We start from the raw sequence: 18,112 nt of genomic DNA on the forward strand, positions 1-18,112 counted from the left end.
ACAAAATGCGCCCCTGAAGAGAAGCAGGGGCGCATTTTCTATTTTTGCGCGCACGCGCACGAATCACTCTCGTCAAAAACGCAAATATTCCAGAGTTTACAAGAATATACCGGTTACATCTCGTAGCCGGGTCGCGCTTTCTTTGGCCAAAGTGTTAAAAGATCGTTCAGCCATTCCCTATAATTTTCGCAGTATGCCGGTGGGCGCATGATTGCGGTCGCAACGCGCACGACAGCGCGCAGGTCGGGAGTCCCCCGATGCGGAGTTACCCTTTCACTCCTACTTGCGAGACATCCATGAAAAAGCTCAAGATCGCGCATCAGCTCTTTGCCCTTGTCGGGGTGCTGATGGTTGCATTCGCCGTCGCCACCTATTTCCAGATCCGCACCACATCGCAGGCGATCTATGACGATCGCTTCGACCTTCTACGCACCCAGGTCGAGTCCGCGATCTCCATACTGGATGCCTACAACCAGCGCGAAAAGGCTGGTGAAATGACGCATGAGGCGGCTCAGGCCGAAGCATTCAAGATCCTGTCCAAGGTCAAGTTCGAACCGAGCGGCTATGTCTTTGGCTATGACTACAACGTTGTCCAAAGGTTCCACCCGAGCCCTGTCAATATCGGCAAGGACATGAGCGGTCAGGTCGACCAGGCGGGAACCTATTTCAGCAAGGATATGGTCGAGAAGGGCAGGGCCGGCGGCGGTCGCACCATCTACTATTGGAGCAAGCCCGGCCAGCCGGAAGATCAGCGCTTCCATAAGGGCTCCTATTCGGCTGCTTTCGAACCATGGCAGCTCGTCGTGTCGAGCGGCGTCTATCTCGATGACCTCGACAAGCAGATCAATACGGCCATCTGGGAGGCCCTTATCGCCTGCGGTATCATTGCCGCCGCCGGTATCGCCGCAGGCCTCTATTTCATCCGCAGCATCACCAGGCCTCTGCAGGACGTCCATCGCGCGTTGGAAGCGGTTGCCGACGAAAATGTCACGACCATTATTCCGAATACCGAGCTGAGCAACGAAATCGGCATGATGGCAAAGGCGACCAAGTCGCTGCAGGACAAGGTCAGGGAGCGGCACGCCATGTCCGAGCGCGAAGTCGCCCAACAGATGGCGCTCGACGGCGAACGCGAAAGCAGTCAGCGCATGCAGCGCGACGAAGCCGCTGTGCAGACACGGGTCGTCTCGACCATCGGCCAGGCGCTCGAGCAGATCGCCCGCGGCGACCTCACGGTTCGCTGCGCTGATCTCGGCCAGACCTATGCGGCCCTGCGCGACAACTTCAACGACGCCCTCTCTCATCTCGAGGCGGCGATGTCTAAGGTGAGCGCCAAGGGTGGTGATATCAGCGTCAGCAAGGACGAGATCCGTCGTGCGTCCAACGACCTGTCGCAGCGCACCGAGCGCCAGGCGGCCAGCCTGGAGGAAACCTCCGCCGCCATCGACCAGCTGAGCGTCGCTGTCCGCCATACCGCCGAAGGCGCGCATGAGGCCAGCAAGCGCGTTCATGCCGTCAGCACGGAGGCCACGCGCAGCGATGCCGTCGTGACCCAGGCGATCGAGGCCATGAGCGGTATCGAGAAGTCGTCCGACGAGATCGGCAAGATCATCGGCGTCATCGACGACATCGCCTTCCAGACCAACCTGCTGGCGCTGAATGCCGGCGTTGAAGCCGCCCGCGCCGGCGACTCCGGCAAGGGCTTCGCCGTCGTCGCGCAGGAAGTCCGTGAACTGGCACAGCGCTCCGCCGCTGCCGCCAAGGAGATCAAGGACCAGATTGCCCGCTCGTCCGGTCAGGTCGATCAGGGTGTTCGCCTCGTCGGAGAAGCAGGCGAAGCGCTGAAGCGGATTTCCGATCAGATCAAGGCTGCCAACGACATCGTTTCGAAGATCGCCCACGGCGCGGCGGAACAGGATTCGACGCTGCGCTCGATTTCGACCTCGATCAACCAGCTCGACGCCGCGACGCAGCAGAACGCCGCCATGGCCGAGGAAACCACGGCTTCGGCGGAATCGCTCGCGAGCGATACCGATGAACTGCTGAACCTGATCCGCGGCTTCCGCGTCAGCGGCTCGGATCATACGGCAGGCCAGCAACGCCGCGCCGCGTAAGCTCCGACAGCCGGGACAACGAATACGGCCGCCGGAGCAATCCGGCGGCCGTATTCGTTACGTTTCGCGGACATGGTGCCTGCAGCGAGCGCGGGCTATTCCGAAATCCCGTCGCACGCCGAAAGCCGTGCCGCCAATGCGTCGATCTCCTTGTCGGAATAGACCGTTATGCCGGCCTGCCTCAGCAGCGCGGCCGTGACGCCGCGCCCGCTCCGCCGCGTTCCCGAAAACGAGCCGTCATGGATGAAGCCGGACCCGCAGGAAGGGCTGCCGTCGATCAGGAGCGCGAAGCCGCAATCGGTTTCGGTGGCGAGCCGCAACGCGTTCTCCGCCGCCTGCCGGAAGGCGTGAGTCACGTCGCCGCCGGTGATCTCGATAACCCGGGCGCCGCCCGAGAGCACGTCCTTGCCTGTTGCGCCGCCGGCGATTTCCGCAGGCGGTCGCGGCACAGGCATGCCGGCCGACATCTCCGGACAGATCGTCACCAGCCGCCCTTCCTCGCGCCACCGGTCGATGGCCGGATGCACGAGCGGCCTGGACCTGCCGTCATACCGAACGGCATGGCCCATGAGGCAGGCGCTGACGAGAATCTTCTTCATGTGCTCGGAATAGCGTGTCGGAGCGCGGGTTTCCAGCTCAGATGGCCGCAACCGCCAGACGGGCGCACGTCTCCTCATCCGGAAGCAGCACCGAGCGCATCGTACGTTGCCGGTCTCTCGTCCTCTGATATCGCATGTCAATCCCCCTGAAAGACACTTGCGCCGGCAGCATGATCATGGTCATGGGGTGGCATCGGACAATCCGCGCCATTGCGCCCCTCGAGAGCTCCTGTGATGCCGATCATCGAGAACAGAACATAGAATGGCGGATCTTGCGGCCTATGCGGGGCTCTTCATGGTGGCGTTTGCGGCGGCCACGATATTCCCGATGCAGTCGGAGGCCGGACTGGTCGGCCTCATCCTCAGTGGGGAATATTCCACCGTGCTGCTGGTTGCCGTCGCCAGCGCGGGAAATGTGCTGGGTTCGGTGCTGAACTGGCTGCTGGGTCGCGGCATCGAGCGCTTCCGCGGGAAGCGGTGGTTTCCGATTCGCGCCGATGCGCTCGACAGGGCGCAGGGCTGGTATCGCCGCTACGGCAAGTGGTCGCTGCTGGCAAGCTGGGTGCCCATCATCGGCGATCCCATCACTGTCGTGGCGGGCGTGCTCAAGGAGCCGTTTGCGACCTTCCTGCTGCTTGTCACCATCGCCAAGACCGCGCGCTACGCGGTTCTGGCGACCGCGACCGCAGGCGTTGTGGGCTGACGTCCGGCCGGCCCGATGTCGATCAGCCGGAGATCTTCGAGAAGTCCGCGACGGTGCCCGTCGCCTCGCGAATGAGGCGCAGCAGGGCCAGGCGGTTGGCGCGGATCGCCGCATCCTCGTCGTTGACGAGAACGTCGGTGAAGAAGCGATCGACTGGGGCACGCAGCTTGGACAGCGCTTCCATCGCCGAACGGAAGTCCTCCTTTGCAATCGCCTCCGAAGCCTCGGCGGACGCCTTGGTGATCGCCGCGAAGAGCTCCTTTTCGGCATCGAGCTTCAAGAGGGCTGCCGAAACGCCATCCGCGACCACGGTGCCCTTCTTCTCCTCGGCAGCCAGCAACTGCGTCGCGCGCTTGGTGCCGGCCAGGAGGTTCTTGCCGTCCTCCGAGGTGATGAACGCCGTCAGGGCCTCGACGCGGCGCGCAACCATCAGCAGGTCGTCGGTCTCGGGCGTCAGCACGGCATCGATGAGGTCGTGGCGCGCACCCTGGTCGCGCAGATAGACCTTCAGGCGGTCGTGGAAGAAGGAGAGGAGGTCGAGCTGACGCGACAGGTCATCGCCGGCTTGGCTGTGAGAGGTGAGATAGTCTCCGCCTTGCCTTGCCTTTTCGCCGTTCTGTTTTTCTGCGATGTCTGCATCGATGCGGCCCATGTGGCTTTCGATGCGCGGCAGCAGCGTCAGGCGAACGCGCCGCTCAAGGAGGATGCGGATGACGCCGAGGGCCGCGCGACGCAGCGCAAACGGATCCTTCGAGCCGGTCGGCTTCTCGTCGACGGCCCAGAAGCCGATCAGCGTGTCCAGCTTGTCGGCCAATGCGACAGTGATCGCGATCTTGTCCTCAGGCAACTGGTCGGATGGCCCCTGTGGCTTGTAGTGATCCTCTATAGCGGTTGAGACCGCAGCCTCTTCGCCCTGCAGAGCCGCATACTTGCGTCCCATGACGCCCTGGAGTTCCGGAAACTCGCCGACAGCCTCGGTGCGCAGGTCAGCCTTCGCAAGCACGACGGCACGATCGACCAGCTTGTAATCGGCGCCGACCGGGAAGGCGACCTTCGCAGCCATGGCGCGGATGCGCTCCACGCGCTCGCCCTGCGTGCCGAGTTTGGCATGGAATGTCACGCCAAGCGCGTCGAGCTTGGCCATGCGCTGGTCGAGCGGCTTCTTCAGGTCGAGACCGAATTTGACGGCGGAAGCCTTGAGGGTCTCGAGATCAGGCAGATCGCCCTGGTCGCGCTTCCAGAAATGCAGCGCGTCGGAAAGACGGGCGCGCACCACCTTGCCGTTGCCGTGGATGATCTCCTTGCCGCCGTCGCTGGCTTCTGTGTTGGAGATGAGGATGAAATTGTTGGAAAGCGTCTCGTCGCCCTGTTTGCGGGTCACGAAGCACTTCTGGTTCGTCTTGATCGTCAGCCGGATGATCTCGGACGGGATCGAAAGGTAGTCCTCCTCGAAGCTCCCCATCAGCACCTGCGGCCATTCGACGAGGCCGGAGACCTCCTCGAGAAGCCCTTCGTCCTCGACCAGTTCCAGGCCGTTGGCAAAGGCGATGTCGCGGGCGTCGTGCAGGATGATGTCCTTGCGGCGCTCGGCGTCGAGGATCACCCTGGCCTTTTCGAGGCTGGCGACATAGTCGTCGAAGCGCTTCACGGTGATGGCGGCAGGCGCGTGGAAACGGTGGCCATAGGTCACGTTGGAGGCGACGATGCCGCCGATCTCGAACGGAATGACCGTCGTTTCCTCATGCTCGGTGCCGAATACGCAGACGATCGATTGCAGCGGGCGGACCCAGCGCAGCGAGCCTGGCTGCGATGACGCCTTGCCCCAGCGCATCGGCTTCGGCCACGGAAAATCGCGGATGATGCCGGGCAGGGCGGCGGCGATGATCTCTTCGGCGCTGCGGCCGGGCCTGGAGATGACGGCAACGTAGAAGTCGCCTTTCTTCGGGTCGCTCTGAACCTGCGCCTCCGCAATCGAGGAAAGGCCGGCACCGCGCAGGAAGCCTTCGATCGCCTTTTCGTTGGCGTCGGTCCGCGGTCCCTTGCGCTCCTCGCGCACGTCGGCGGAGCGGGCCGTCAGGCCGCGGATATCGAGCGTCAGGCGGCGCGGCGTCCAGTATTCGCGGGCACCCTCGTAGGAAAGTCCTGCCTCCACAAGCGCGTCGGTGACGAGCTTCTTCAGGTCGCCGGCGGCCTTGCGCTGCAAGCGGGCCGGGATCTCTTCGGAGCGGAGTTCTAGGAGCAGGTCTGGCATGTCACTTTCCTTGCCTTCTCCGGGGAAGGCGCCACCAAGGCGGGTCTGAAAACGGTCGCCTCTGCTAGCAAAGAATGACGCATCTGCACAACCGCAAAAAGCGGATGGAGGGGTGGAAGTGGCGCAATGCGGTTGGTGGTGTGCCGTGCCGCCCCCGCATCCGCCTGCCGGCACCGTTTCCCCGGGGGGAAGAGACGTGCGGCGCGGTTTTGCGTCATCTGAAGCATTGAGGGTTGAGAGAGCGGGCGGGCGCGGCGATTCATCTCTCCGCTCGGGGAGAGGGTGGCGGCAGCCTGATGAGGGGACGCCCGGTACAACATCGACGAAATCCCCAGCTTCCACAGTCGATAGCCGGCTTGGGCATTGCCATGCCGCTTTTCGCCGCTATTGTCCGCCAACTTTTGTGAAACGCAGGAATTCCCATGGCCGCCGATCTTCGTTCGCTTGCCGCCGTCATCGCTTCCGAAATCAGCGCCAGGCCCGATCAGGCCAAGGCTGCGATCGAGCTGCTCGACGAGGGCGCGACGGTGCCGTTCATCGCCCGCTACCGCAAGGAAGCGACCGGCGGGCTCGATGACACGCAACTGCGAAATCTGGCCGAACGCCTCGTCTACCTGCGCGAGCTCGAAGCCCGCCGCGACACGATCGTCGAATCCATCAAGACCCAGGGCAAGATGACCGACGAGCTGCTGGGCAAGATTACCGGTGCTGCCACCAAGGCCGAGCTCGAGGATCTCTATCTTCCCTACAAGCCGAAGCGCCGCACGCGCGCTGAAATCGCCCGCGAACGTGGCCTTGCGCCGCTCGCCGAGGCGATCCTTGCCGACCGCTCGAAGGAGCCCGCGACGCTGGCGGAAGGCTACATCGCCGCCGACGTGCCCGATGTGAAGACGGCGCTGGAAGGCGCACGCGACATCGTTGCGGAAGGTATCGCCGAAAATGCCGACCTGCTTGGCAGGCTGCGCGCCCATATGCGCGGCGCCGCCCTTCTCAAGGCCAGGGTCGTCGATGGCAAGCAGGCGACAGGCGAGAAGTTCTCCGACTATTTCGATCACTCGGAACGCTGGGCAACGGCGCCGGGTCATCGCGCGCTGGCCATGCTGCGCGGCTGGAACGAGGAAGTGCTGACACTGACCATCGAGGCTGATGCCGAGACCGCTTCTCCGAACAAGCCCGTCGAACGCATGATCGCCGCCGCCTGCGAGATCGGCAACAGCCGCCCCGGCGACCGCTGGCTGATGGACGTCGCGACGTGGACCTGGCGCGTGAAGCTCTCGATGTCGCTCTCGCTCGACCTGATGCGCGAACTGCGTGAACGCGCCGAGGAAGAGGCGATCCATGTCTTCGCGCGCAATCTCAAGGACCTGCTGCTCGCAGCACCCGCCGGCTCGCGCGCCACGATGGGCCTCGATCCGGGCATCCGCACCGGCGTCAAGGTTGCCGTCACCGATGCCACCGGGAAGGTGGTCGCCACCTCCACCGTCTATCCGTTCCAGCCCAGGAACGACGTGCGCGGCGCGCAGGTGGAGCTTGCCTCGCTGATCCGCAAGCACAATGTCGAGCTGATCTCGATCGGCAACGGCACCGGCAGCCGCGAGACGGAAAAGCTGGTCGCCGACATGCTGGCCGATCTGCCGGGCGCCAAGCCGACCAAGGTGATCGTCTCGGAAGCCGGTGCTTCGGTCTATTCGGCGTCGGCTGCCGCTGCCGCCGAGTTCCCGAACCTTGACGTGTCGCTGCGCGGTGCGGTTTCAATCGCCCGCCGCCTGCAGGATCCGCTGGCCGAACTCGTGAAGATCGAGCCGAAGTCGATCGGCGTCGGCCAGTATCAGCACGACGTCGACCAGCAGAAGCTGTCGCGCTCGCTCGATGCCGTCGTCGAGGACGCGGTGAACGCCGTCGGCGTCGATCTGAACACCGCCTCGGCACCGCTGCTGTCGCGCGTCTCAGGTCTCGGCGCGTCGATTGCCGAGGCGATCGTCAAGCATCGCGACGAAGAGGGACGCTTCCAGACCCGCCGCGATCTCCTGAAGGTTGCCCGGCTCGGCCAGCGCACATTCGAGCAATGTGCCGGCTTCCTGCGCATCCGCGACGGCAAGGAACCGCTCGATGCCTCGTCGGTGCATCCCGAAGCCTACGGCGTCGCCAAGAAAATCGTGGCCGCCTGCGGCCGCGACCTTCGCTCGCTGATGGGCGACAGCGTTGCGCTGAAGGCTGTCGATCCGCGCCAGTTCATCGACGAGAAGTTCGGTCTGCCGACCGTCAGGGACATTCTCTCGGAGCTTGAAAAGCCCGGCCGCGATCCGCGCCCCAGCTTCAAGACCGCAACCTTCGCCGAAGGCGTCAACGAAATCTCGGATCTCACCCCGGGCATGATGCTTGAAGGCACGGTCACCAACGTCGCCGCCTTCGGCGCGTTCGTCGATATCGGCGTGCACCAGGACGGACTGGTTCACGTCTCCCAGCTTGCCGATCGCTTTGTCAAAGACCCGCACGAAGTTGTGAAGGCGGGCGATGTCGTGAAGGTGCGCGTGGTCGAGGTCGATGCAAAGCGCAAGCGCATCGCGCTGTCGATGCGCAAGGACGATGGCTCGTCCGCGCCGGCGCCTCGCGGCGAATCGCGCGGCAATCCGCCGCCTCGCGCCCAGGCGGACCGTCGGCCCGCTCCTGCCAAGCAGGAAGCGCAGGGGGCGTTTGGCGCGGCTCTGGCCGAGGCCATGAAACGAAAATAACGGCTTAGAGGCCGAAATTGCAGAAATGTCACACTTTGGCAGCCTTGTTGCCGAGGTGCGAAATACGGCGCTTGTAAGGCGACTGATAGCGACTAAGTTGAATGAGCTATCCTGTCACATTGCGAGGCCTCGGTATGGCGTCGACCTTCTTGTCGCTTGTACGAAAGATCATCCGCAAGGGTAATCTGAAACTTACGCTAGCCGATGGCGAGACTCATACGATCGGCGACGGCACCGGCGAGCTCGTCGTCGTGCGCATTGCCGACGAGGAGGCCGAGAGGCTTATCCGCCGCGATCCCACACTGAAGCTCGGCGAAATGTACATGGAAGGCCGGTTCATTCTTGAACAGGGCAACATCTACGATTTCCTCGAGACGGTGAAGCAGAACACCATCAACGAGATTTTCGACATCCCGATGGCGGCACTGCTGATCGGACGCATCGCCATTCAGCAAGTCAAAAGCCGCTTGCCCGTCAATCGCAACAAGCGCAACGTCGCTCACCACTACGATCTGTCGGAGCGCCTGTTCGAGCTCTTTCTCGACGAGGACTGGCAATATTCCTGCGCCTATTACAATCCGCCTGGCATCAGCCTGGAGGAGGCACAGCTTGCCAAGAAGCGCCACATCGCGGCCAAGCTTCTGCTGGAGCCGAACCAGAGGGTTCTCGAAATCGGCTCCGGCTGGGGCGGAATGGGCATGTATCTGGCGGAAGCGACGCCGGGTCTCGAGTTCACCGGCATCACGCTGAGCGAAGAGCAGCTGAAGATCGCGCGCGAGCGGGCCCGCAAGCGTGGCCTTGCCGACCGCGTCCGCTTCGAGCTGCAGGACTACCGGACGATGACCGGCAGGACGTTCGACCGCATCGTCTCCGTCGGCATGTTCGAGCATGTCGGTATCGGCAATTTCGACAAATATTTCAAGAAGGTGCACGAGTTGCTGGCCGACGACGGCGTGATGCTCCTGCATTCCATCGCCCGGCCGAAACCGAGCTTTGCAACGAATGCCTTCATCGAGAAGTATATTTTCCCGCAGGGCTATGTTCCGTCGATCGGGGAGGCGCTTCCGCCGATCGAGAGGGCCGGCCTGCTCGTCAGGGATGTCGAAATCCTGCCGCTGCATTACGCCCATACGCTTCGCCACTGGCGTGAGCGCTTCGTGGCGAACAAGGCCGCAGCGGTGGCACTTTACGACGAGCGCTTCTTCCGTATGTGGGAATTCTATCTGGCTGGGTCGGAAATCGGTTTCCGCTGGGACGAGCTTTTCGTCATGCAGATCCAGATTTCCAAGAACCAGTTTTCGACCCCGGACAATCGCAACTACATTGCGCAGAACGAGGCGAAGCTGAAGGAATTCGAAGCGACGCGTCCACCGCTGGACAAGGTCATACTCTGACCGGCAAAAAGGAGGGCGCGGCATCGACCGCGTCTTCTTCATTCTGGAAAGGCATCGTCATGGGCAGTGCATTCCCCGAGATCTGGCTCGTCCGGCACGGCGAAACGGAATGGAGCCTTTCCGGCCGGCACACCGGACGCAGCGACATTCCATTGACGCCGAACGGCGAGGAGGCCGCCCGCAAACTTGCGCCACGCCTCGAGGCCCGATCCTTTTCGGCAGTCTGGTCGAGCCCTTCGCAACGCGCCAGGAGCACCTGCAGGCTCGCGGGCTTCGACGCCGGCGCCTTGGTCAAGGCCGATCTGGCGGAGTGGGACTACGGCGCCTACGAGGGCATCACCACGAAGGAGATCCTGGCCGGGCGTCCCGGCTGGCATCTCTTCCGGGACGGATGCCCGAATGGGGAAGCGGCGGCCGACGTCGGCGCCCGGGCCGACAACATCGTTGCCGAGTTGCGCCAAGCCGACAGCCCTATCCTGATCTTCTCCAGCTCGCATTTCCTGCGCGTCCTCGCCGCGCGATGGCTCGGACTGCCGCCCGAAGACGGCGCGCGTTTCATCTTGGACACCGCGAGCGTCAGCGTGCTCGGATACGAGCATGATCTGACGGAGACGGTCATCCGTAGGTGGAATGTCACCTAGCAGAAACACTACTTTGACGCGCAGTATCGAATCGGACAGGATGCAAGCCTGTGCCAAGGAGAGCGGGATGCTGCGCGAGACTTTCGTTATTATTTGCAGAAACTGGACTGTCTATTTGACGGTGGTGGTTGTTTTGATCGCGCTTGCGATATTCGATGAACACTCGGGCAGAACGACGTCCGGCGGAGCGACATCCTTCGTATGGAGCTATATCGCGATGTGCGTCCAGGGCGCAGTCATCCACTCCGAAACCTTCAGTGAAGCAGGAAAGCGCTCGGGTTTCGCGAGAAGCTTTCCTTATTTCCTCAAGACGGCGGCGCTTCTTCTGGCGGCTATCGTCATCTCGCTGCCTGTTTTCCTGGTCTTTCCGGTGGCGAAAGGGATGTCGGCCGGCGTGTTCGTCTTCGTTGCCACTGCGCTGATCGCCTATGTCCTGGTTCTGTCTCTGTTGGGAACCTGGCCGACATCCAACATCACGGGACAAGGGACATCGCTCGTCGATGCACTCCGGCGGGGCACGGTCCGCTTTTTCCCAACGTTCGGTCGGCTCTTTGTGGCCATTGTTTTGCCATTGGTCCTTGCGGTGCTGCTCATTCTGGTCGTGTCTCAGTTTGAGACCTCGGCACTCCTGTTGGTCGATGGCAATCCGAACATCCTCATGCTTGCCGTCTCGGCGGCCGCCGTATTCCTGCAGGCCGCCAGCGTCAGCTATGTCGCGGTTGTCCTTGCACGCGTATACATTTCCGGGGAACGGGATTCGCAGGAGTTTGGCCGGGCGATGGCGTGACACCTTGACCCGCCCCTCGGCTCGTCGCTAGATGGTTGCATGGAGCAGATCGGCGGAATGAACGGGCGCGTTGCGGATGCGCCTTCGAACAACTGGGTTTACCGGGTATTGCCCCCGTGGCTTTGGCCTTATGCGCAGCTTGCACGCTGGGACAGGCCGATCGGCTGGCAGCTTCTGATGTGGCCCTGCTTCTGGTCGGCGGCGATGGCGGCAAATGCGGCTGCCCATGTCGGCCAGTTTTCCGGCACGCAGCTCGTCTTTCATCTGCTGCTCTACTTCGTCGGCGCCGTTGCCATGCGCGGCGCAGGCTGCACCTACAACGATCTGGTCGATCACCAGATCGATATGGAAGTTGCCCGCACTCGCTCGCGCCCGCTTCCGTCCGGCCGGGTGACCCGGATGCAGGCAAAGATATTCATTGTTCTGCAGGCGTTGGTCGGGCTGTTGGTCGTTCTCCAGTTCAATTGGTTCACGGTCTTCCTGGGCGTCGTGTCGCTGGGCATCGTGGTCGTTTATCCCTTTGCCAAGCGCTTCACCGACTGGCCGCAGTTCTTCCTGGGCCTTGCCTTCTCCTGGGGTGCGCTGATGGGCTGGGCCGCGGTCTTCGGCAGCCTCTCCATTGCCCCGGTTTCCCTCTACCTTGCCTCGGTGGTCTGGACGATCGGTTACGACACGCTTTACGCGCACCAGGACAAGGAGGACGACGAGCTGATCGGCGTCCGTTCGACCGCACGATTGTTCGGCGACAAGACACGGCAGTGGCTGGTCGGGCTCTATGGGCTCACCCTTGTCCTCGCGTTCTGCGCCTTTCTGGCGGCGGGCGTCGGCCTGCTGGCCTATCTCGGGCTGCTCGTGGCCGCCGGCATGTTCGCATGGCAGATCGTGACGCTCGATATTGACGATGCAGATCAGTGCCTTGCACTGTTCAAGTCGAACAATCGCGTCGGCCTGATCATTTTCGCCGGTCTCTTCCTCTCCCTGCTTTTCGTCCTGCCGTAGGCTGAAACGGAAAAGCCCGGCGCGTGGCCGGGCTCTTCGTCAGCAAACGTTCGCGCGCTATTTGCGGGCGATGATTTCCTTGCCCTCGATCTTCATCGCCACGCCGAGGGTGCCCGTGGAGCGGCGCACCAGAAAGCGCGGGCGGCGATTGGCGAAGTAGGAATGGCGGCGGCGCGGCTTAAGCGAGCTTGTGCGCAGATCGCCGAGATGTTCTTCCAGCGGACGTGCGACGCCATCGGCCTCCACCATCAGCATCGGAATGCGGAAAGCTTCCGACCAGCCCCGCCAGTCGGCGGCGATGTCGGAGAGGTCGTGGGCGACCAGCAAAGGCACGCAGAGCTCGGGGTCTTCATGGTGCAGTTCGAGCGTGACGGTAACTTCGCCGTTGCCGTGGTCGATGGCACGTGCCGCGACGCCTTTGAAGGCCCGCTTCGGCAACGCAATCGAAAGCGGCAGGCCGCTTGAGGGAAGGATCTTGCGGAGTATGGCGCCGCGTTCGTCGATCGTTATGCTGACGTCAGCTGTGGAGTCGTGGATGGCGTAGCTGACCTGCTGGGGAAAGCGCGACGGATCGAGACGCAGTGTCGTTCCAGCCCATGCGGGCTTCATAACGGTGTTGCTCATGTTCATTCTACCCTTGTCTTACCTGAGAGCCGGTTTCCGGTCTTCTCCTCGGGGCTTTTTCGCCCTCTATGGCTCGACAATAGGCGCCGGCACTTCCGGACAGCTTAAAAATTGCGGTTAAGAAAACTTTGCCTGCGTGGATGGTTATCAAAAGCGAACGCGGCAAGGTTTCCGGAGGGTGAACGCGCGGTGTGCCATTGTGCGACACAACCCGGGTAAGTCTCGGGTAAGCTTTTTATTGCAAAATGACGCAGAGCCAGTCTGTCATTCTTTAAAGAATTTGCCGAAAAAGGGCGTGTTATGATCTCTGCTTCGATTGCCTACAATATTGTGTCGGGGAACATGCAGAAGAGTCTCGACCGCGTCGCTTCCCAAGCCACGGTCAAGCGCGATGCCGAGTATTACGAAGAAAACATCAACAAGGTCAAAGACGTAGACGACTTCCTCGGGAACTATCGCCTCTACAGCTACGCCATGACGGCCTATGGTCTCGATGACATGACCTATGCCAAGGCCTTCATGAAAAAGGTTCTCGAGAGCGACCTGACGGATGCCAACAGTTTCGCGAACAAGCTGTCGGACTCGCGCTACAAGGAATTCGCGGCTGCCTTCAACTTCTCTACGCCTGCCGCCGATGCGCAGAGCGATGCCCAGGAAGACGATCTGATCGGCCTGTACACGCAATCGTTTGCCGACGAGGGCAAGAACGCCGATGCGGAGACCAAATACTACGGTACCGCCATCGACAAGGTTCAGAACGTCGCCGAACTCGTCGGTAACACCCGCCTTCGCACCTTCGTCCTGAAGGCCTACGGCATCGATCCCACCTATGTTTCCAAGGATTTCCTGACGCAGGTGCTGACCAGCGATCTCAACGATCCCGCCAGCTTCGTGAACGTCAACGGAAACGCCAAGTACAAGGCGCTGGCGGCACAGTTCAGCTTCAACGCCGATGGCACGGTAACGGGTGCGGCTCAAACTGCGACGCAGAAGGACGCGGTCATGGAGCAGTATACGCTCACTGTTCCGTCGGTCGTCACGCAGGCTGCCGCCGATTACAACAAGAGTTACTACCTGTCCAAAATCGGAGCGGTCACCAGCGTCGACGACCTGCTGGCCGACAAGAGGCTGACATCCTATATCAAGACAGCTTTCAGCATGGGCGCGGATTTCAGCAACGCTGCACTGAAAGAAGTGCTCACGGACCGGACCTACGCCGCCCAGTCGCTGGATTTCGACGCCGTCTACCAGGCGTTCAACTTCAAGTCGGATGGCTCGCTCGGGTCGACGGCGCGTCCCCAGACAGCCGCTCAAACAGACAGGGTTGTCGCGCAGGGAACGAGCAAGTCAAGCGACTACGCCAACAAGATCGCCGGTGGAACCATCACAACGGTCGACGACCTCATCGCGGATAAGAAAACCACGGCCTTCATCAAGGACGCCTATGGACTGGCCCCTGATTTCAGCGATGCCGATCTGAAAAGCATCCTGACGGACGCGGCCTATGCGACCAGCGTCGGACACAGCGATATCAACGCCGCCTTCAATTTCCAGGCGGATGGCACCTTGACCGGCCCGAAGGTCCAGTCGGACACGCAGCTCAACGCGACAATCGTGAAGGTGGGCTCGAACGGATCCTATTTTAGCGCAGCCGTGGGCGATTTCGGCAATGTCGACCAGTTGCTCGCCGACACGCGCGTCAACAGCTATCTGCGAAACGCCTACGGCGTGTCGTCCACGACGAGCGATGCCGACCTGAAGACGATCCTGACGGATCCGAACGCCGCCGCCACGATGGGCTTCAGCAGCCTGCACGAGGCTTTCAACTTCACTTCCACGGGCGGGCTTGCCGCCTCCTTTGGCACGCAGACCTCCGACCAGATGGCCGCGATGGCCGACAGGGCCAAGGGAGTTGACAGCTACTATCAGACCAACATCGTCAAGATCACCAATGTCGACGACCTGATCGCAAATTCGGGTCTCACCAGCTATATCAAGAACGCATTCGGCATGCCGCTGACCTTGAGCGACACGGACCTGAAAAGCATTCTGACGGATTCGAGCTATGCCGCCCTTCTTGGCTATGACGACGTCAACGCGGCTTTCAATTTCCTTCCCGACGGCAGCGTTCCGGCTGACGTCAACGCGCAGTCGGCAAGCCAGGCCCGAACCACCGGTTATCAGACAAGCGCAAATCTGGACTATTTCCAGAACACGATCAGCACTGTCTCGAACGTCGATCAGCTGATCTCGGATCAAAAGCTGTCAAGCTTCCTCAAATCCACTTATGGGATGCCGGTCAATATCAGCGATGCGGACCTGAAGAGCATCCTGACCGATCCGACCTTTGCCGCGGCAAACGGCTTCAGCAACGTCAACGCGGCGTTCAGCTTCGCCGCCGATGGCTCTTCCGTGCCGGCCTCCGGCCCGCAGACGAGCCCGCAACTCATGGATACGGTCAACTTCTACGACAAGCGCTACGCTGATGCGCAGCAGCAGGAAATCGACGATACGGTCGCCAACTACAAGAAGCGGATGACCGACGGGAACATCAAGAAGATCAACGATTTTCTGCGCACGAACGCCACCGCCGATCTCGACACGAAGAACGACAAGCTGCCCGACCCCTACCAGGTCGCACTCCGCGCCTATGGCCTGACGGAACAGGACGTGCCGCGCTCGGTGATGCGCAAACTCCTGCAGAGCGATCCCTACGACCCGAAAGGCTATGTCGCCTCGTTCAAGGACGAGCGGATCACCAACCTCGTCCGGGCTTTCAATTTCGGAAGCGATGGCAAGATAGCATCGGAAGTCCAGGCTTTGTCTCCGGCAGTCCTAGCGAAGTATGCGACGGACTATAAGTCGCGTGCGTTGATGGGCATGACCGACGGTGCCCTCAAGGACAAGGCGTCCAAGGATGCCACCGCTGCCGTCGACGCCTTTGCAAAAGGCATGGCCGAAGTGAAATCGCTCGACGACTTCCTGTCGAACGACAAATTGACGAGCCTCGTCTTGAAGGCAAATGGCCTCGACCCGAAGAAATACGACGTGGACACGCTGAGGAAGATTTTCACCTCGGATCCCGCAGACAAGAAGAGCTACCTGAACACGAAGGCGGAATCCAAGTTCAAGGAAATCGTCGCCGACTTCAACTTCGATACGAAGGGCGAGCTCACCCGCGCCAAGATCGGAACGATCCAGAATACCGGCGCCGAAGATCGCACCCAGCAGAGCTTCCTCCAGCAGACGCTCGAAACGCAGGAGGGCCAAAGCAACGATGGTGTTCGCCTCGCACTCTATTTCTCCCGCAAGGCTCCGAATATCACCTCGCTCTACACGATCCTTGGCGACAAGGCGCTGTTTGAGGTGATCTCCACCACCTACAGCCTGCCAAAGGGTATTTCGAGCATGGATGTCGACAAGCAGGTGGATCTGCTGAAGAAGTTCGTCAACCTCGACGATCTGCAGGATCCGAAAAAGGTGGACAAGCTGATGAAGCGCTTCACCGCAATGTACGATCTCGCGAACAATGGCGGCACCTCGACCGCCTTGAGCATCCTCACCAATGGCGGGACATCCTGACAGCTCCAGCAAACTGCGTCGCGGCTTTTGCCGCCCGCAGTTGCGTAGATCAAAAAGACGGAGTGTCTTCGCAATTCGAAGAGAAGCGGATACTCCAGGGCGCTTGGAAGAACCGAAAAGCGCAGCCCCTCAGCCGGAGGGGTTCTGCTTGATGCTCACGGTGCCGAGCGGGTTGCCGCTGCCCACCGTCGCGGTCGTGCGACCCACGTCACCTGATACCTCTGGTTCACGTCGTTTTTGCTCGACCTTGGGTCGCTTGCCGAGGAGTTCGCGCGTTCCCTTCCGAGTGAAGGGCTGTCGCAACTGTCCCCAAAAGTTGGTTGCGACGGTGCCACTTATGCCGATCGTCGTTGATGAAGGACGGTTTGGGTTGAAATAGGTGCCAAGCAACAGATCCCAGACGACGAGATTTTCTCCGTAATTCTTGTTTCCCTCTTCAAGATTTATCGAGTGGTGCCATCGGTGCAAGCGGGGTGTGCTCACCACATAGTCTAGAATCCCCGTCCGCATTTCCACGTTGCAGTGAGTCAAGAGCCCCGTAAATGCCGTGACCGCGCCGACCCAGAGAAAGACGTCGAGGGGGGCGCCGAGAAGATAGAGCGGCGCTTGACTGACCACGATCTTGAACAGCGAGTCCAAAAAGTGAAACCGGCCGGTGTTGACGACCCATAGTCGGGTGACGCTGTGATGCAGTGCGTGGAACCGCCAGAGAGCAAGGTGTTCATGCGCCAGCCGATGGGCGGAATAGAGTCCGAACTCGGCGATGACGAGTGCCAACAACACCTGAACCGGCATCGGCCAGGCGTGCGGCCAAAGCGATGATGCATCCGGAACGGGCGGCAAGGCGACCAAAGCCAGCACCATTGGGAACGATGCGCCGATCATCGCCGCTGCCTGTACGAGGCCCTTGGTCAGGAGGGTGTGAGCAATATTGTTGATCGTCTCGCCATCCGGTTCAAGCCAGTCGGTCGAATGAGGCATGAGGCGCTCGAAGACAGCCAGAAGCGCCACAATCACGAAATAGATGACATTGAACCAGAGGATCGGCCTCGAGGTCGACAGAGCAAAATAGGTGCTCAATAGTCCCCCGAAATACAGGCCCGGCCAAAGGATTAGTGAAGCTAGATATTTCATGGGTGGGAGGTGCCTCGGCTTGCGATTGCATTCCGTTCGTTACGAAATGTTGGATCATGTAAATTCAATACCGGTCTCGGCCATCGAGCCATTGGCGACGATGCCAGCATGGACGAGATCGCCCATCGTTGCACGGAAATGGCTCGCGCGTGTAGCGACGGCGGCTCGAAAAGCGCAAATAATCGTCATAGTCGTCGTCCAGCCATTCTCGCACCTCGGCGCAAGTGTGGGGCCGCCCGTCGGTGACCCGTCCGTCCGTGCAGGGATCATATCGATCGCGAATCAATTGAGCATGCACGCCCGAGGCTACGGTGGCTGTCGATGCTGTCGGCGAGGCCGGAACTGCCGCAAGCGGGATATGAGCTAATAAGACAATTAGTTTTAGGTGCATCAAGCCTGTCCTCTCCTAAGACAAGCGGATGGGAGTTTTCCGCATCCGCCTTCTTTCCGCTCACGTGATGCGAACCCTTCTCAAGCGCGAACATTGCAATAGCATTGCGGGGACAAGCGGAAACGCGCGCCTCTTGCCGGAACGAGGCGCTCTTCGAAAGC

13 protein-coding genes are annotated in these 18,112 nt (G+C 61.2%); 8 read left to right on the forward strand and 5 right to left on the reverse strand.

Annotation, left to right across the window (positions count from 1 at the left end):
• Positions 1-296 precede the first annotated feature (296 nt).
• Positions 297-2,114: a methyl-accepting chemotaxis protein gene (locus ASC97_RS01845; RefSeq protein WP_057466646.1), complete on the forward strand. Its 1,818-nt coding sequence runs from the start codon at positions 297-299 to the stop codon at positions 2,112-2,114.
• Positions 2,115-2,209: 95 nt separating this feature from the next.
• Here the strand turns inward: ASC97_RS01845 and ASC97_RS01850 are convergent, their stop codons facing one another.
• Positions 2,210-2,713, reverse strand: coding sequence for a DUF523 domain-containing protein (locus tag ASC97_RS01850; protein WP_057466647.1), 504 nt, complete (start codon positions 2,711-2,713; stop codon positions 2,210-2,212).
• A gap of 262 nt (positions 2,714-2,975) precedes the next feature.
• Here ASC97_RS01850 and ASC97_RS01855 point away from each other — a divergent pair, with 262 nt between their 5' ends.
• Positions 2,976-3,416 carry a YqaA family protein gene (locus ASC97_RS01855; protein ID WP_057466648.1) on the forward strand — a complete coding sequence of 147 codons (441 nt, stop codon included), beginning with the start codon at positions 2,976-2,978 and terminating at the stop codon, positions 3,414-3,416.
• A gap of 22 nt (positions 3,417-3,438) precedes the next feature.
• On the opposite strand, the gene glyS is transcribed toward ASC97_RS01855, so the two are convergent.
• Positions 3,439-5,667, reverse strand: coding sequence for a glycine--tRNA ligase subunit beta (gene glyS / locus ASC97_RS01860; protein WP_057466649.1), 2,229 nt, complete (start codon positions 5,665-5,667; stop codon positions 3,439-3,441).
• Between the two features lie 422 nt (positions 5,668-6,089).
• On the opposite strand from glyS, the gene ASC97_RS01865 reads away from it, so the two are divergent.
• The 5 genes from ASC97_RS01865 (at position 6,090) to ubiA (ending at position 12,220) form a co-directional block, all read left to right on the forward strand.
• Positions 6,090-8,399: a Tex family protein gene (locus tag ASC97_RS01865; RefSeq protein WP_057466650.1), complete on the forward strand. Its 2,310-nt coding sequence runs from the start codon at positions 6,090-6,092 to the stop codon at positions 8,397-8,399.
• A 134-nt stretch (positions 8,400-8,533) separates the two neighbouring features.
• Complete coding sequence (locus tag ASC97_RS01870) at positions 8,534-9,793, forward strand: SAM-dependent methyltransferase (RefSeq protein WP_057466651.1); 1,260 nt, start codon at positions 8,534-8,536, stop codon at positions 9,791-9,793.
• Between the two features lie 59 nt (positions 9,794-9,852).
• Positions 9,853-10,434, forward strand: coding sequence for a histidine phosphatase family protein (locus ASC97_RS01875; RefSeq protein WP_057466652.1), 582 nt, complete (start codon positions 9,853-9,855; stop codon positions 10,432-10,434).
• Between the two features lie 67 nt (positions 10,435-10,501).
• Positions 10,502-11,221 carry a hypothetical protein gene (locus ASC97_RS01880; protein WP_057466653.1) on the forward strand — a complete coding sequence of 240 codons (720 nt, stop codon included), beginning with the start codon at positions 10,502-10,504 and terminating at the stop codon, positions 11,219-11,221.
• Between the two features lie 39 nt (positions 11,222-11,260).
• A complete protein-coding gene (gene ubiA, locus ASC97_RS01885) occupies positions 11,261-12,220 on the forward strand; it encodes a 4-hydroxybenzoate octaprenyltransferase (RefSeq protein WP_057466654.1) in 960 nt (319 codons plus the stop codon).
• Between the two features lie 57 nt (positions 12,221-12,277).
• Here ubiA and ASC97_RS01890 read toward each other — a convergent pair whose 3' ends face one another.
• Positions 12,278-12,844: a DUF6101 family protein gene (locus ASC97_RS01890; protein WP_057466970.1), complete on the reverse strand. Its 567-nt coding sequence runs from the start codon at positions 12,842-12,844 to the stop codon at positions 12,278-12,280.
• A gap of 300 nt (positions 12,845-13,144) precedes the next feature.
• On the opposite strand from ASC97_RS01890, the gene ASC97_RS01895 reads away from it, so the two are divergent.
• Positions 13,145-16,426 carry a DUF1217 domain-containing protein gene (locus ASC97_RS01895; RefSeq protein ID WP_057466655.1) on the forward strand — a complete coding sequence of 1,094 codons (3,282 nt, stop codon included), beginning with the start codon at positions 13,145-13,147 and terminating at the stop codon, positions 16,424-16,426.
• Between the two features lie 129 nt (positions 16,427-16,555).
• Here ASC97_RS01895 and ASC97_RS01900 read toward each other — a convergent pair whose 3' ends face one another.
• Both ASC97_RS01900 and ASC97_RS35880 read right to left on the reverse strand, forming a co-directional pair.
• Positions 16,556-17,560, reverse strand: a complete 1,005-nt coding sequence (locus ASC97_RS01900; RefSeq protein ID WP_057466656.1) for a sterol desaturase family protein — start codon at positions 17,558-17,560, stop codon at positions 16,556-16,558.
• A 54-nt stretch (positions 17,561-17,614) separates the two neighbouring features.
• Complete coding sequence (locus tag ASC97_RS35880) at positions 17,615-17,749, reverse strand: hypothetical protein (RefSeq protein WP_274534133.1); 135 nt, start codon at positions 17,747-17,749, stop codon at positions 17,615-17,617.
• Positions 17,750-18,112: the final 363 nt, after the last annotated feature.

This window comes from Rhizobium sp. Root1203, from assembly GCF_001424945.1.
GTDB lineage: Bacteria > Pseudomonadota > Alphaproteobacteria > Rhizobiales > Rhizobiaceae > Rhizobium.